The organism is Hungatella sp. L36, assembly GCF_014288035.1.
Map to the genome: position 1 here is coordinate 55,092 of NZ_JACOPC010000020.1, position 14,708 is coordinate 69,799.

Sequence of the window (14,708 nt, forward strand, 5' to 3'; positions counted from 1 at the left end):
AGCGGATATGGCAGCAGGTTTCATCGGTACGGTAATGAGCTGTCTCCTGATTTTACTGGCTGCTGCGGTGGCACTGGCTGTCTGTGTGCAGATTGTAAAACGGCGCGCCGTGGCGGCGGTTGAGGATATGATGGGAGTGGAGGGAAGCGGATGTGTTCCGAAACTGGAGCAGATACGGGTACTGAAAGAAGCGGGGATCTCTATTACTCCGACAGAAATGGAACAGGAATTTATTCTCGGACTTACGCCTTCGGAAAATGAGTATCTTGCCAGTCACCCATACTATGGATTCTGTATACTGGCCGGGAGCAGGAAGGCGCTGAACTGCGTCTACTCGACCGGGGACCGGGAGTGTATCTATCAGTGGGATTCCTACGGGAAGATATTAAATGGTCTGAAGGCGATATCCGGGCTGCCGTTTGAGGAGATCAGCGGGGTGGAACGTTATGCGGTAACCTTCCGTTTTCATGACCGTGCTTATCAATGGAAGGCCAGAAAAAACCGCGACTGGATGGATACCGGGATGGCGGGATTTTTAAACCGGATTCTGGACCGGCAGGGCGGCGGAGAACAGCGCTTTTATCTGGATAACAGCCATGAGGCGCCATTGTATTTATATGCATCAGCAGCTATGGCAGACAGAGTGAACAGGGAGACAGGCCTTAAGTTCCAAATGGCGAAAGCGGCCCATTCCCGTTAACAGCAGACCGTTTTCAGTGACAGAGGCAGAGGAGGGCAGGAATGGAATTTAACAGGATACTGGCGGCATGCGCTGTTGTGACAGCAGCGGTATGGGCTCTGGAACGCGGTCTTAAGCAGGCAGCGGAGAAGAATCGTCAGAGAGATGAGTATCGGGTTTATGAGAATGCAGGGGGACTTCTCCTTACGATTGTGATCGCGTTGATTGTGCTCCTTTTCGTCTGGAGAGCGGTGTATCCCGAATATCTGAATGGGAAAAACAGCCTGTTTTTTTATGCAATAGGTGTCTGTGCCATTGTGAACTTAGTCAGGGAAATTTTTCTGTTCTTTACAATGCGGATTACGGTCACCGCCATGGAGATTTCGTACCGGGACAGAGGCGGAAGAATGCAGACAACGGGAATATCCGGGCTTCATGTGACGGAGTCGGCAGGCAGACAGTCGAAACCCGGAAAGATCGAGGTATTTGACAGGGAGGGAAGAAGGTTATTCTGGATTCGCTCCAATCTGGTAAATGCGGAATATTTCGTGAAGGACATGGAGAGCCGGAAGATCCGGCGCAGTGCAGATGGGATATGGAATGGATAAGAGCAGAAGCGGAAAAATACGGATAATAGCAGCCGGCGTGGTCTGTGTGATGGCGGCCGTCCTGTGCGCGTTCTATGGGTACGCGGTCTATTGCGGCCTGATTCAGTTAAATAATCCTTCACAGAAGCGGTATCCGGTACGCGGTGTGGATGTCTCCCACTATCAGGGGACCATCGACTGGCCGGTTCTGGCGGCGCAGGATTTGGATTTTGCATACATAAAGGCGACAGAGGGAAGCTCTCATACGGATGAGAAGTTTGCGGAGAACTGGGAAGCGGCGAAGGACACGGGACTCAGGATCGGGGCATACCATTTTTTTAGCTTTGACAGCCCGGGAGAGAGCCAGCTGAAGCATTTTACAGAGACAGTACCAGCCTTCCGGCAAATGCTTCCGCCAGTGGTTGATTTCGAATTCTATGGCGATAAGAAAGTAAATCCGCCCGAACGAGAGACGGTATGCGCGCAGTTGGATGTGATGCTGCAGGGGCTGGAGGCACATTATGGCGTCAAACCGGTGATCTACGCGACGGAAGATACGATGCATTTATATTTGGAAGGAAGATATGAGGAGTATCCCCTTTGGATTAGAAACGTGATGAAGAAACCGGACACAGGTAACTGGAACTGGGTGTTCTGGCAGTATACAAACCGGAAAAAGCTGAACGGATACGAGGGAGATGAAACGTATATTGACATGAATGTGTTTGGGGGCGACCGGGATGCTTGGGAATTCTGGTCCAGGAATTACGAGATGGGCTGGAACTACAGGCCAGGCTGGGGAAGCTTCCGCCCGGATCCGCAGTACAGCGGCGACGGCCGGTATCTGGCGGTTCAGGATGTGGTGACAGATGAGAGCACCGGTCTGCAATCGGTTCGGGTGACGATTCAGGATGGAGAGAGCGGAGAACGTATTTTTGCCTTTATCACGGACCGTGCGCGGGATTTCTGGGGAATCTGCTGGGAACCGGGAACGGACCGGATATGGACGCAGTCTGCCGATACCGGACTTCGGTGTTATGAATGTACGGAACAGGAATGGAGATACAATCCGGAGGCGGAACGCCCTGCCGCCGTGATATCTAAATACGATTCGTATGACGGAAACGGATAGGAGAACGTGGGAAGAGAAGATAATGCCTCTTCCGCCGCGGGACAGGAACATGAAGGAGGAACGGATGGAGAATAAGAACGACAATTCGAAAAATAATAAATGGAAGAAGATGAGCGTGTTTTTAAGCCTGGTTCTTCGTCATCAGCCCGATGCGGCCGGCATCACGCTGGACGAACATGGCTGGGCTGAGGTGGAGGAATTGATTGAGGGATTTCAGAAAACGGGAAGGCCTCTGGATCTGGAAATGCTGAAGGAGATTGTGAGAACAGATGAAAAAGGGCGTTACCGCATGAGTGAAGACGGTACGCTGATCCGGGCAAACCAGGGCCACAGTATTCCGGTGGATGTGGAACTGAAAGAAACGAAACCGCCCAAAGTGCTGTATCATGGGACGGCGGAGCGTTTTCTCCCATCCATTATGGCCCAGGGGCTGAAATCCATGAGCCGGCTGTACGTCCATCTGTCCGGGGATTATGAAACGGCTGTAAAGGTTGGAAAAAGGCACGGAAAGCCGGTGGTATTGAGCGTCGATACGGAAAGAATGACGAGAGACGGAGCGGTATTTTACCAGTCTGAAAACGGAGTGTGGCTGACCGGACCGGTGGAGAGTAAATATCTGGAAGTCATGGACAGAGAATAAGGTGACGGAGGAAGCAGTATGGAGAGATGGTTGGTAACAGGAGCAAACGGATTTCTAGGCTCCAGGCTTATGAAATTTTATCAGGAAAAATATGAGATAACGGGAGCACATCATGGGAATCTGGATATCACGGATGAGGCAGCGGCGGCAGAATTCGTGAGAGCGGCGGCCCCACAGCTGGTCATTCACTGCGCGGCCATCTCCAACACCGGGACGTGCCAGGAAAATCCGGGCCTGTCGGAGGCGGTCAATGTGAACGGGGCTGTGAACCTGGCACGGGCCTGCAGGGAGACCGGGAGCAGGCTGATCTTTATGAGCTCGGATCAGATTTACGCAGGAAACCGGACCATGGTACCGGCGAAGGAGGAGAATACTCCGGAGCTGGTCAATGTCTACGGGCTTCACAAACGGCAGGCAGAGGAGGAGATTATGGCCATACTTCCGGACTCAGTGTGCCTCCGATTGCCGTGGATGTATGATTTCCCCTGGCGGGGGCTAAAGAGCAACAGCAACCTTCTGGGGAATTTACTGAAGGCTCTGATTCAAAACCGTCCATTGACGCTTCCTGTCCACGATTATCGCGGAATCACCTGGGTCATGGAGGTCGTGAAAAATATAGAGGCGGCGGGAACGCTTCCGGCGGGAATCTATAACTTTGGCAGCGGAGGTACGCTGTCCACATATGAGACGGCGAGAGCGGTTCTGGTGATGGTGGCAGACGGGGAGGACAGAAGCGGACTTCTCATTCCTGACCAGGAGCGGTTTGCAGAGCAGCCCAGGAACCTGCTGATGGATACAGAAAAAATACGAGGCTGTGGGATTGAATTTCCGGATACGCTGGAAGGATTCCGCAGGTGTTTTGAGGAGAGTCCGGAATATATGACGGGGATGATCCGGCAGCGATAGGAATGGCCTTTCGCGGGGAAAAAGACATCAGAGTCGAAATGAGGGGAAGCCGGGGCGGAAAAGTGCCTTAACTTCCCGGTGAATTATCAGGGAAAAGTCGAAAAATGTAGAAAAACAGCGGAAAACCGAAGAATCGATTGTCAAAGCCGGAGTGAGTATGATATACTTTTTCCGGCTTTATGTCTGCCCGGAGTGAGGCGGCATAAGGCCGGATGCGGAATATTTTATTTCGAGTAACAGTTAATTTTTAACAGTTACTATTTAACAGAAAATTGCAGCCCATGAAACAAAAAATGCTTTGCAGGAGCAGCGTGCCCCGCTTGATCGGGTATGCACACTCCGTGCCAGGGAGGTGTGGTTGGTGAAACATCCGTGCTTCGGCGTGCGAGTCCGGCGAACCGGACATTTATTCTGTTGTTGCAAAAGAAGGAAAGCTTTGGAGTCAGGAGGAAATTCTGGTGGTAAGGTTTAAAAATTACGTGAAGGCGGGAAGCCTTTCAGAGGCCTATGAGCTGAATCAGAAAAAGAGCAGTATTGTAGGCGGCGGTATGATGTGGCTGAAGCTTCAGAACCGCGTGAAAATGACCCTGATCGATTTGTCGGGACTGGGGCTCGATACGATCGAGGAGACGGATGAGGAATTCCGGATCGGCTGCATGTGCACCCTGCGCATGCTGGAGACACATGAGGGGCTGAATACATATTTTCAGGGAGTTTTTAAGGAGTGCACGCGGGCGATTGTGGGCGTTCAGTTTCGAAACGGGGCGACGGTCGGAGGCAGTGTGTTCGGAAGATTTGGTTTTTCCGATATCATGACCTGCCTGATGGCGCTCGATACTTATGTGGAGCTTTATCAGGGCGGAGTCGTCTCCCTGAAAGAGTTTAACCACATGAAATACGACCGCGATATTCTGGTGCGCATTATTATAAAAAAAGACGGCAGAAGGGCTGCTTACGCGGCTCAGAGACGATCCGGTACGGATTTCCCGCTGATTGCCTGCTGTGTGGCAAAAAAAGAGGGGACATGGTACGTATCGGTCGGAGCCAGACCCTCCAGAGCGGAAGTGGTGGAAGTCGCGGCGGCGGACGGCAAGGTGGACTGCGGTGCCGTGGCGGAGCGTTTCCGATTTGGAGACAATACGAGAGGAAGCGCCGAATACCGGAGGCATCTGACGGAAGTTTACGCAGGGCGGCTGATGAAGCAGCTTGGCGGGGAGGTGTAGAACGTGGAGATAGAATTTACCTTAAATGGAAAAGTGACGTATGCGGAGATCAAGGACGATACATCCCTGTTTGATTTACTCCGGGCAAAAGGCTGCTACAGTGTAAAATGTGGCTGTGAGACGGAAAACTGCGGCCTGTGCACCGTTCTGGTCGATGGGAAGTCGGTTCTCTCCTGCTCTATGCTGGCGGCCCGTGTTGATGACAGGGACGTGGTGACTCTGGAAGGCGTTCAGAAGGAAGCGGAAGAGTTTGGAATGTATCTGGCGGGAGAGGGAGCCGAACAGTGCGGATTCTGCAGTCCCGGCCTGATCATGAACGTGCTTGCAATGGAAAAGGAACTGGTTCAGCCGGAAGAAGAGGCAGTCAGGGAGTACCTGGCCGGCAATCTCTGCCGGTGCAGCGGCTATATGGGCCAGATGAGGGCCATCAGAAAGTATCTGGCGAGGGGAGGAGAGGCGAGATGAAAATGGAAATGCAGGCGGTAAATTCCCCCGTAATAAAGGTGGATGCCAGAGCGCTGGTAACGGGAAAGCCTGTCTATACGGATGATTTGGCGCCGAAGGACAGCCTGATTGTAAAGGTGCTCCGCAGTCCTCACGCTCATGCCCTGATTAAGGCAATCGATGTGAAGGCCGCCTCCGAAGTGGACGGGATTGCCTGTGTACTGACTTATGAGGATGTGCCGGATAAGCGTTTTACCATGGCAGGTCAGACGTATCCGGAGCCCAGCCCCTATGACAGGCTGATTCTGGACAGGAGAATGCGGTTTGTAGGAGATGCAGCCGCTGTCGTGGCGGGCGAGACTGAGGAAGCGGTGGATCACGCCCTTCGCCTCATCAAGGTGGAGTATGAGGTCCTGGAACCTGTCCTCGATTTTCGGCAGGCGAAGGATCACGAGATTCTGGTCCATCCGGAAGAAAACTGGAAGAGCCTCTGTCCGGTTGGAGCGGATAACAAACGTAATCTGTGCGCTTGCGGCGGAGAGGAAGAGGGTGACGTGGATAGCGCGCTGGAACGGTGCGAGTATGTGATTGATCGTGTCTACCATACGAAGGCAAACCAGCAGGCCATGATGGAGACGTTCCGCGCTTACACCTATATGGATACATACGGCCGTCTGAATGTGGTGGCCTCCACTCAGATTCCATTTCATGTGAGAAGGATCCTCGCCCATGCGCTCGATGTGCCGAAATCCATGGTGCGCGTGATCAAGCCGAGAATCGGCGGTGGATTCGGAGCGAAGCAGACCGTGGTGGCGGAAGTCTATCCGGCCATAGTGACCATGAAGACGGGAAGGGCGGCTAAGATCGTCTACTCCCGCTATGAGACCCAGATTGCCTCGTCTCCGCGCCACGAGATGGAGATACGTGTGCGCCTGGGAGCGGACGCGGAAGGAACGATTAAGGCTATTGACGTCTACACCCTTTCCAATACGGGGGCGTACGGAGAGCACGGACCGACAACGGTTGGACTTTCCGGCCATAAATCCATTCCGCTTTACCGGACGCCGGAAGCATTCCGGTTCCGTTATGACGTGGTCTATACAAACGTTATGTCCTCCGGTGCTTACCGCGGATATGGAGCGACACAGGGGATTTTCGCAGTGGAATCTGCCGTCAATGAGCTTGCGGCTGCTCTTCACATGGATCCGGTAGTGCTTCGGGAGAAGAACATGGTAAAGGAAGGCGATGTGATGCCGGCCTACTACGGCGAGAAGCTGAACAGCTGCGCGCTGGACCGTTGTATGGCGAGAGCGAAGGAAATGATCGGATGGGATCGGAAATACCCGCGCGTGGACATGGGCAATGGGAAGGTCCGGGGAGTCGGAGCGGCCATGGCTATGCAGGGATCTGCCATTTCCAACGTGGACGTGGGTTCGGTGGAGATCCGTGTCAATGACGACGGCTTCTATACCCTGATGATCGGTGCCTCCGACATGGGTACCGGATGTGACACGATTCTGGCACAGATGGCAGCGGACTGTCTGGAATGCAGTATGGACCAGATCGTCGTGCACGGCACCGATACGGATGTGTCTCCTTACGATTCCGGTTCCTATGCCTCCAGCACCACGTATCTGACGGGAATGGCGGTTGTCCGGGCCTGCGAGGAACTGAGGCAGAAAATCGTGGAAAAGGGAGCGGATTACTTAGGATGCGATGCAGCGCAGCTGGAATTTGACGGCAAACGGGTCTATCAGCCGGAAGGGGAATTAGAGATCTCCTTAAAGGATATTGGCAACCGCATCATGTGCTGCAACGAGAAGATGCTGTCAGCCGGATACACCCATACTTCCCCGGTATCACCGCCTCCATTTATGGTGGGAATGGCCGAGGTGGAGGTGGATACGGAGACCGGCGAGGTGGAACTGATCGATTACGCGGCCGTTGTTGACTGCGGAACCGTTATCAATCCGAATCTGGCGAGAGTTCAGACCGAGGGCGGAATCGCCCAGGGCATCGGTATGGCGCTGTATGAGGATATCACCTACACGAAGAAGGGCCATTTGATTGAAAATTCCTTCCTTCAATATAAGCTTCCAACCAGGATCGATGTGGGAAACATCCGGGTGGAATTTGAGAGCAGCTACGAGCCGACCGGCCCGTTTGGCGCGAAGTCCATCGGCGAGATCGTGATCAACACTCCGTCACCTGCCATCGCGGGCGCTGTGGCGAATGCGGTCGGAGTGCAGATTCGGGAGCTTCCGATCACTGCGGAAAAAGTGTATCGGGGGATGCGTGAGCAGGGAAAAGAGTAAAATAATAGAGGGACCGGAACATGAAATATTCTCAATGTTCTGGTCCCTCTTTTATGATAAGAAGAGTATAACATGAGAACGGCGCCGGTATAATAAGAAAATCAGTTGTTTTAGAAAGCAGCAGGGGGATTGTGGAGTGGTATAAAAATAAGATATCCTAAATTTTAGGATAAAATAGTGTTGTTATATCCTAAAAATTAGGATTTAATTAGTATGAGAGGGAGTGATGAAGTGGCGAATAAAACGTTTGCCATCAGAAGCTTTCAAAAAAACAGTAGAATACTGGGAACGAAAAAAAGAACCAATTACAGGGCCAATCCCTGAGAGATGTTTTCCCTTAAGACTTTGGTATATGTATCATGATGTGATATGCTCGGTTATAGAGGTAGACGAGAAAAACAGTAGAATCAAGCTTTATAATTTTACTGACAGCTATTTGAAAAGGGCCTTCGGCAGGAATTCATAGCCGAACTGCCAGGATTACAGAGGGCAAAATGGCGGAGGATGATTTCGGGATCAGAATTGAGAGGTGATCTCATATGACAGAATTATTTGAGCAGGATAGAAAGACGGATGACAGGCAGTCTCCTAAAGGTATACCCGCTGATGAATGAAGTGAAAATTCAAAACGTTTTGCAGCAGTTTTGATGAGCATTTATAATTATGCAGGGACTGCATATGTGAAACCGGACGGCCCCTTAAGTGTATCACCTGATAAGGTCCCGGGGGCCGTCCTGTTTTGCATATGATGAAAGTATTATTCACAGAAACTTACACAATGTCGCTCAATTTACTTTAAAAGCCCCTTCTCAGTCAAAAAGTCTTTTGCGACATCTTTTTCATCCTTCTGATCCACTTCCACAGCGTAGTTCATGGCGCGCATCTCATCGTCGGAGATCTGGCCCGTCAGTTTTTCCAGGGTCTCGCTTAACTTGGGATATTTCTTTAAGGTATCCTGGCGGACCACGGTGGCGCCGTAATAGGTGGCAAAAATATGCTGGTCATCTTCCAGCAGGGATACATCGGCCACGCTCAGCTGGGCGTCGGTGGTGTATGCATTGGTGACATCGATCTGTTTATCGGCCATGGCGGTGTACTTTAAGGCGATATCGATGTCCTTGACATCCTTGAAGTTCATGTTGTAGGCGGACGCGAGGTAGTTGAAGCCATCCTCACGCTCCATGTAGTCGGGATTCCCCCCGAATACCAGCTGGTCTGACACGGCGGCCAGGTCTGTGAAGGTCTTGAGGGAATACTGGTCGGCAGCTTCTTTTCTCACTGCCAGGGTATAGGAGTTCTGGAAGCCATAGAGGCCGGTCCAGTGGAGTCCCATCTCTTCGTAGCCCTTCTGAAGATTCTCATAGAGGACATCGGAATCGTTCTCCTGTTCCTTCTTTAATACGGTGAGCCAGCCGGTTCCGGTGTATTCCGGATATAAGTCGAAATCCCCCTTTAACAGTGCCGGCTGGATGTTCGTGGTACCACCGCCGACGCCTTTGGTAATCTCTACTTTTACACCAAGATCATGCTCGATTAACTGGCCGATAATCTCGGTCAGTACGTACTGCTCCGTCATGGGCTTGGACGCGATCTTTATGGTTCCCTGTTCTTTCTTTGCACAACCGCCGAGTGACAGCGCTGCGATGGCTGCTGTTCCGATGACTGCGGCGGCAGCTAATCTTTTCCATTTCTTCATGACTGAATCCTCCTGTGATCGATCTGTATTCCCGCGAGCAGCAAGCCAGACGGACACGCTGCCCGTTGCCTGCGGCGGGATTTTTGACTTGCGGCTCCGTGTGATACGGAGCTCTATATAAAAAGCAAAGGGTTCCACCTTAACCGGCCACCAGCCGGCGGACAAAATCCGTTGCAGGATGTTCCAGGAGCTGGGCGGGCGTTCCGTCCTGAATGATATGCCCCTGATCCATGACGAGGACGCGGCTGCCAAGCTTTAAGGCTTCCTTGATATCGTGAGTGACAAAGACGATGGTTCCGCCCAGTTCCTCATGAATCCGAAGGATCTCCTCCTGAAGCCGCTTGCGGGTGATCTCGTCGACTGCGCCGAAGGGCTCGTCCATCAGGATGATCTTTGGAGAGTTCATCAGTGCTCTGGCGATTCCGACTCTCTGGCGCTGGCCTCCGGATAATTCGCTGGGATAGCGCTTCAGCATCTCTGCGTCCAGACCGACGGTCTTCGCCAGCTGACGGGCGCGGGCCGCGATGGCCGCTTTGTCCGGGGACTTATAGAGATTCGGCACATAGCAGATATTTTTCTCGATGGTCATATGCGGGAAGAGGCCGATCTCCTGAATGACATAGCCGATTCCCCGACGCAGCTCATTGATATCTGTATGGGAAATGTCCGTGCCGTTGATACAGACGGTTCCCTGCTCCGGTGTGAGCAGCCCGTTCATCAGCTTCAGGGCTGTGGTCTTGCCGCAGCCGGAACTGCCGATCATGGTTAAAAATGTGCCCTGTTCCACACTTAAATTAAAATGTTCCAGGATCCGGTTTGGTCCATAGGACATGGTAATATCCTTTAATTCGATGACACTCATGATAATCCTCCTTACAGCGGTCTGTCCCCTTACGGAGCCAGATGCCATTTCTTACGAATATGACGTTCAATATAAGCCACCAGCTGATCGGAGGCGAGAGCCACGAGGGCGATCAGGATGCTGCCTGCATACGTCATGGCGGCGTTGTTCGTCGTGATGCCGCGGTAGATAGCTACTCCCAGGCCGCCTGCTCCGATATAGGAGGCGATACCGCTGAGTGAGATCGTCATGACCACCATACTGCGGAGTCCTGCCACGATGACCGGGAGCGCCAGAGGCAGCTTGACCTTATAAAGAATCTGCCAGGGTGTGCTTCCCATGCCCTTTGCCACCTCGATGGTGGACGCCTCAATGGTGGTGATGCCGGTATAGGTGTTGCGGACCATAGGCAGCAGCCCATAGATGGTGAGCGCGATGGTCGCAGTCTTATTGCCGATGCCGGTAAATGGGATTAAAAAGCCCAGCATGGAAATCGATGGAATCGTATAGGCCACGTTGATGACTCCGATAATCCATGTGGCGAACCGCCTGTGCTCGCTGATTAAAATACCGAGAAAGAGACCGATAGAGCCGGAGATGAGAATCGCTGTCGATGCGATCTTTATATGCTGAAGAATCAGCTCCTGGAAGAACGGCCAGCGTTCCGCGTAGAGGGAAAAGATTCCGTGAATCATTAGATGACCTCCATTCTGTCATTGGTATGAATGATACGTGAGATAGAACACACGTTCTTGCTATTATACTACAAAAGTGGTGGGGAAGCAACCAGATTCTGGAAATCAGGATAAAAAATAAGATCCGGCCCGGACATGCTTTTTACATGTCCGGGCCGGTTAGCAGGGGTCATAAACAGTCGCTGTTCAGGAGAGATCAGTCGATTTTTTTCCCATCTTTTTTACGTAGGCGCTGGGGATCATTCCTGTGTATCGTTTGAATATCTGACGGAAATACTGGGGATTGTTGCCAAAACCTACCTTTTCCGCAGCCAGCTCGATTTTTTCCGTATCACAGCTGACGAGTAGTTCCTTGGCCTTCTCAACCCTCTGGCTGCCCAGATAATCAGAAAACTTCATGCCTGTTTCACGGATAAATTTCTTGCTTAAATAGTCCACATTCATGTAAAGGTAATTCTGTGCGATCCATTTGAGAGTCAGGTTTGGGTCCGAAAGATTGTCATTGACATACTCGACGATCTTCTCAATGACATCACAGTAGGGGGCCGGTTCGGCGGACAGCTCCTTCAGAAAATGGGAAATCCGTGTGTGGATGGTATGGTATATGTCTGATAAGTGTTCCTGCCGGTTCAGCTCCAATAGAAATTCTGTCGCGGTAATCGGAGAGCATAGGGTTCCGCCGGAGGAGAAGCAGATGTAGATGCCAAAGGCCAGCTGTTTTAAAAACTCCGGATTCGTCACTTTTTCCAGAATTCCGTACAGCTCCGAGATCGAATCCTCCGAGCGTGCAGGCCCTTTTTCCATGATCTGCATGGAGAGGAAACGCGTGCGGCTGATCAGATTCTTGTAGTTGCAGGTAGGGATAGGATGGAAATTATGAATGCATGAAATGGTTCCGTACCGCTTAACCTTTCCCAGGATTTCCGTCAGCAGGTCAGACAGGCGTTCATAGGACATCCGCTGGTAGGTATGCTCCACGGTCTGAATGGGAAAAACCAGTTTCCTCATGAATCCGTCAAAATCATCGTAGCATGTCTGGCAGTTCTTAAAAAAGATAATGAGCGTGTTATGGACATAGATTCCATGAAAGGGAATACCGGGCAGGAATCGGTTCTGGTATTCCTTTAACTGCTGAAGGCAGCTTTCCAGGGAGCCTTCTTCCAGATAGTAAAGGTAACAGAGCTCATAGGTGGTGCTGTCAAAATCCAGAAAACGTCTGTAGGGCTGATACAGCATGTCACAGTCGCTGTCGGAGGAAACGCCTTCGTTGATTAAGTTGGTAATCATATTGCTGTACAGCTGATTCAGCAGCTGGTTCTGCTGTTCCTGCGTTTCATTGAAGGCCTGGCGGTGGAGGCATTCGCTTATTACCTCCTGTATGCACTCTGTGATCTGTTCTTCGTTGCAGGGCTTGAGTAAATAGTGACGGACGCCGTATTTCATGGCCTGCTGCGCATAGTTAAATTCTCCGTAGCCGGACAACAGGATAAAGCGTGTGTCCAGATCTGTACGGGATACTTTTTCAATCAGCTCCAGACCGGATAAGCCGGGCATCATGATATCGGTTAATACAATGTCGGGTGATTCATCCAGGATCATGTCGTAGGCCTCGGCTCCATCCTGACAGACTCCGATCAGTTCGATTCCAAGGCTGCTCCAGTCAATAATTCGTGATATACTTTCCCTTATAATTCGCTCGTCATCCGCGATGATCAGTTTCAGCATCAGGTGATTCCTCCTTTAAATACGTATAGGGAATGGCAATCCGGGCTACCGCCAGATCGTCCTCGTTGTACAGGGAGAGGCCGAAACCTTCTCCGAATGCCAGACGGAGCCGCTTGTGAATATTCAGAAGTCCGATGCCGAGCCCCCGTGGGATAACGGAAGAATCGGCCAGCTTCTCTAATATATTTTCTTCAAATTCTGATCCGTCATTTTTGACATACAGGTAAAGAATGCCGCCTTCCCGCTGCGCCCCGATCAGTATGTGACAGCCCTCCCGATTCCGTTCCACTCCATATTGGATCGCATTTTCCACCAGAGGCTGAATGGTGAGCTTTAATATCTCCACGTCCAGATATTCGGCGGGGATGGAGATATCATACCTTAACCGGTTCTCATACCGTATTTTCTGGATTGTCATGTAGGAACAGACGATTTCCAGCTCTTTCCTGATGGTAAAATGATTCTCTTTCGTGCTCAGGGTAAGACGAAGCAGCGCGCCTAAGGATTCCACCATGGCGGAGATATCTGCGGCCCCAATGTCCTTTGCACGCCAGTTCACGGACTCCAGTGTGTTGTACAGAAAATGCGGGTTAATCTGATGCTCCAGAGCCTTAAGCTGTGCCTCCTTCTTCAGCAGTTCATTTACATAATTTTCAGTAACAAGCTGCCGGATCTCCGTCGCCATGGTGTTAAAGGTATTGTGGATCATGCCGATTTCGTCTCTTCGCTTTCCATAATCATAGCCAATCTCCAGAAGCTCCATGTCGCTGTTCCGGAAGCGGTTCATCTTCTGGATCAGATAATCAAAATGCTTTGTGATGTTGCGCATCAGAGTGTCCGACAGCACAACAGAGAGGAGAAGGGCGGCGAGAAGTATGATGGAACAGTTGATATAAATGGTAAAGATGGAGCGGTACATATCTGTATACGGCGTCAGACAGTAGTAATCCCAGTTATAGCGGATATTGGAGCCGTTGATGGAAAGTGTATTTTTTACTGTAAAATATTTTCGGCCGCTGACATCGATAACCTGATAGGGAGCCAGCGCTTCCTTCCGCACGCCGTCTGCCTCTGAGACAGAAAATTCCTCCGGATAGCAGACCAGTTTATGGTTCTCATCGAAAATAAGATAGTAATTATCCGTCACCTGTTTTCGGGCATGAGTGGCGTCACGGACCATGGAATAGAAGTCGATGAAGATCGATACGGTTCCCATATGGGTTAAATCCAGCCGGTCCAGTTTCCTTACGGAGCGAGCCAGGATAATTCCGTATTCACTGCTGTAATCGTTGATCCATAGCGCGGCTCCGCGCATGGGCTTTACCTCCTCCAGAATCGGCGCCATGACCTCTTCCGGGGCGGTATCTAAGTGATTTAGGTAAGTCTTGACCGTCCTTCCATCCAGATCGAGATGGATGGAATCAATGTAATTGCTGCTGTATTGGTTGTAATAGGACAGGAGAATTTTCTGCATCCGGCTGATGGCCTCATTTTTTTCGTAGGGACTTTTTAAGGACCGGTAGGCGCCCAGCTGTTCCTGAAGCTGGGCATCCGTGATAATAAGTCCTGACAGGGTTTTGATATTGTTCAAAGATGCTTCGATATCTGCAGCGGACTGAGACATGGAGTCCGCGACCTTGTCATACAGAAGTCTGTTGTTGTGCTGCATAATAAGTCCCATGCTGGTAAATGAGGCCAGCCCTACGATCAGAACGGCCAGTATGGAAATAAAGCGCATTTTCTTTTGCAGCTTCATGTTGTTCAATGCGTTTTTTATGATCTCTATCATAGAAGATTCCCCCCGCTTTTGCTTAAGAAGAGTATA

Annotated in this window: 13 protein-coding genes; 8 read left to right on the forward strand and 5 right to left on the reverse strand. The window is 51.2% G+C overall.

Annotated features, from left to right (window positions below; translation table 11 throughout):
* The first annotated feature begins 7 nt into the window (after positions 1-7).
* The 8 genes from H8S80_RS29865 (at position 8) to H8S80_RS29900 (ending at position 7,926) form a co-directional block, all read left to right on the forward strand.
* Positions 8-700 (forward strand): hypothetical protein, encoded by a 693-nt coding sequence (locus H8S80_RS29865; protein WP_243007996.1) that lies wholly within the window; start codon positions 8-10, stop codon positions 698-700.
* Between the two features lie 41 nt (positions 701-741).
* Positions 742-1,287 carry a DUF6560 family protein gene (locus tag H8S80_RS29870; protein ID WP_117622879.1) on the forward strand — a complete coding sequence of 182 codons (546 nt, stop codon included), beginning with the start codon at positions 742-744 and terminating at the stop codon, positions 1,285-1,287.
* Positions 1,280-2,398 carry a glycoside hydrolase family 25 protein gene (locus H8S80_RS29875; RefSeq protein ID WP_117622907.1) on the forward strand — a complete coding sequence of 373 codons (1,119 nt, stop codon included), beginning with the start codon at positions 1,280-1,282 and terminating at the stop codon, positions 2,396-2,398. The genes H8S80_RS29870 and H8S80_RS29875 overlap by 8 nt, the downstream gene beginning before the upstream one ends.
* Before the next feature lie 64 nt (positions 2,399-2,462).
* A complete protein-coding gene (locus tag H8S80_RS29880; protein ID WP_117622908.1) occupies positions 2,463-3,038 on the forward strand; it encodes an RNA 2'-phosphotransferase in 576 nt (191 codons plus the stop codon).
* Positions 3,039-3,056: 18 nt separating this feature from the next.
* Complete coding sequence (locus tag H8S80_RS29885; protein WP_117622880.1) at positions 3,057-3,944, forward strand: SDR family oxidoreductase; 888 nt, start codon at positions 3,057-3,059, stop codon at positions 3,942-3,944.
* Between the two features lie 458 nt (positions 3,945-4,402).
* On the forward strand, positions 4,403-5,167 hold the full coding sequence (locus H8S80_RS29890) for an FAD binding domain-containing protein (protein WP_117622881.1): 765 nt from the start codon (positions 4,403-4,405) through the stop codon (positions 5,165-5,167).
* Positions 5,168-5,170: 3 nt separating this feature from the next.
* Complete coding sequence (locus H8S80_RS29895; RefSeq protein WP_117622882.1) at positions 5,171-5,632, forward strand: (2Fe-2S)-binding protein; 462 nt, start codon at positions 5,171-5,173, stop codon at positions 5,630-5,632.
* Between the two features lie 8 nt (positions 5,633-5,640).
* Positions 5,641-7,926: a xanthine dehydrogenase family protein molybdopterin-binding subunit gene (locus H8S80_RS29900; RefSeq protein ID WP_117622909.1), complete on the forward strand. Its 2,286-nt coding sequence runs from the start codon at positions 5,641-5,643 to the stop codon at positions 7,924-7,926.
* Positions 7,927-8,716: 790 nt separating this feature from the next.
* On the opposite strand, the gene H8S80_RS29905 is transcribed toward H8S80_RS29900, so the two are convergent.
* The 5 genes from H8S80_RS29905 to H8S80_RS29925 form a co-directional block, all read right to left on the reverse strand.
* Complete coding sequence (locus H8S80_RS29905) at positions 8,717-9,622, reverse strand: glycine betaine ABC transporter substrate-binding protein (RefSeq protein WP_117622884.1); 906 nt, start codon at positions 9,620-9,622, stop codon at positions 8,717-8,719.
* A gap of 139 nt (positions 9,623-9,761) precedes the next feature.
* Positions 9,762-10,484, reverse strand: coding sequence for an ATP-binding cassette domain-containing protein (locus H8S80_RS29910; protein ID WP_002601445.1), 723 nt, complete (start codon positions 10,482-10,484; stop codon positions 9,762-9,764).
* 29 nt (positions 10,485-10,513) lie between these two features.
* Positions 10,514-11,158, reverse strand: a complete 645-nt coding sequence (locus tag H8S80_RS29915) for an ABC transporter permease (protein WP_002601444.1) — start codon at positions 11,156-11,158, stop codon at positions 10,514-10,516.
* Between the two features lie 186 nt (positions 11,159-11,344).
* Positions 11,345-12,883 carry a response regulator transcription factor gene (locus H8S80_RS29920; RefSeq protein ID WP_117622885.1) on the reverse strand — a complete coding sequence of 513 codons (1,539 nt, stop codon included), beginning with the start codon at positions 12,881-12,883 and terminating at the stop codon, positions 11,345-11,347.
* Complete coding sequence (locus H8S80_RS29925) at positions 12,858-14,672, reverse strand: sensor histidine kinase (RefSeq protein ID WP_117622886.1); 1,815 nt, start codon at positions 14,670-14,672, stop codon at positions 12,858-12,860. Before H8S80_RS29925 ends, H8S80_RS29920 begins: the two co-directional genes overlap by 26 nt.
* Positions 14,673-14,708: the final 36 nt, after the last annotated feature.

Coding starts and splice junctions, on each gene's coding strand:
- H8S80_RS29865 (WP_243007996.1), top strand. CDS start 8: ATGGCAGCAGGTTTCATCGGTACGGTAATGAGCTGTCTCCTGATTTTA.
- H8S80_RS29925 (WP_117622886.1), bottom strand. CDS start 14,672: ATGATAGAGATCATAAAAAACGCATTGAACAACATGAAGCTGCAAAAG.
- H8S80_RS29900 (WP_117622909.1), top strand. CDS start 5,641: ATGCAGGCGGTAAATTCCCCCGTAATAAAGGTGGATGCCAGAGCGCTG.
- H8S80_RS29905 (WP_117622884.1), bottom strand. CDS start 9,622: ATGAAGAAATGGAAAAGATTAGCTGCCGCCGCAGTCATCGGAACAGCA.
- H8S80_RS29915 (WP_002601444.1), bottom strand. CDS start 11,158: ATGATTCACGGAATCTTTTCCCTCTACGCGGAACGCTGGCCGTTCTTC.
- H8S80_RS29910 (WP_002601445.1), bottom strand. CDS start 10,484: ATGAGTGTCATCGAATTAAAGGATATTACCATGTCCTATGGACCAAAC.
- H8S80_RS29875 (WP_117622907.1), top strand. CDS start 1,280: ATGGATAAGAGCAGAAGCGGAAAAATACGGATAATAGCAGCCGGCGTG.
- H8S80_RS29870 (WP_117622879.1), top strand. CDS start 742: ATGGAATTTAACAGGATACTGGCGGCATGCGCTGTTGTGACAGCAGCG.
- H8S80_RS29920 (WP_117622885.1), bottom strand. CDS start 12,883: ATGCTGAAACTGATCATCGCGGATGACGAGCGAATTATAAGGGAAAGT.
- H8S80_RS29885 (WP_117622880.1), top strand. CDS start 3,057: ATGGAGAGATGGTTGGTAACAGGAGCAAACGGATTTCTAGGCTCCAGG.
- H8S80_RS29880 (WP_117622908.1), top strand. CDS start 2,463: ATGGAGAATAAGAACGACAATTCGAAAAATAATAAATGGAAGAAGATG.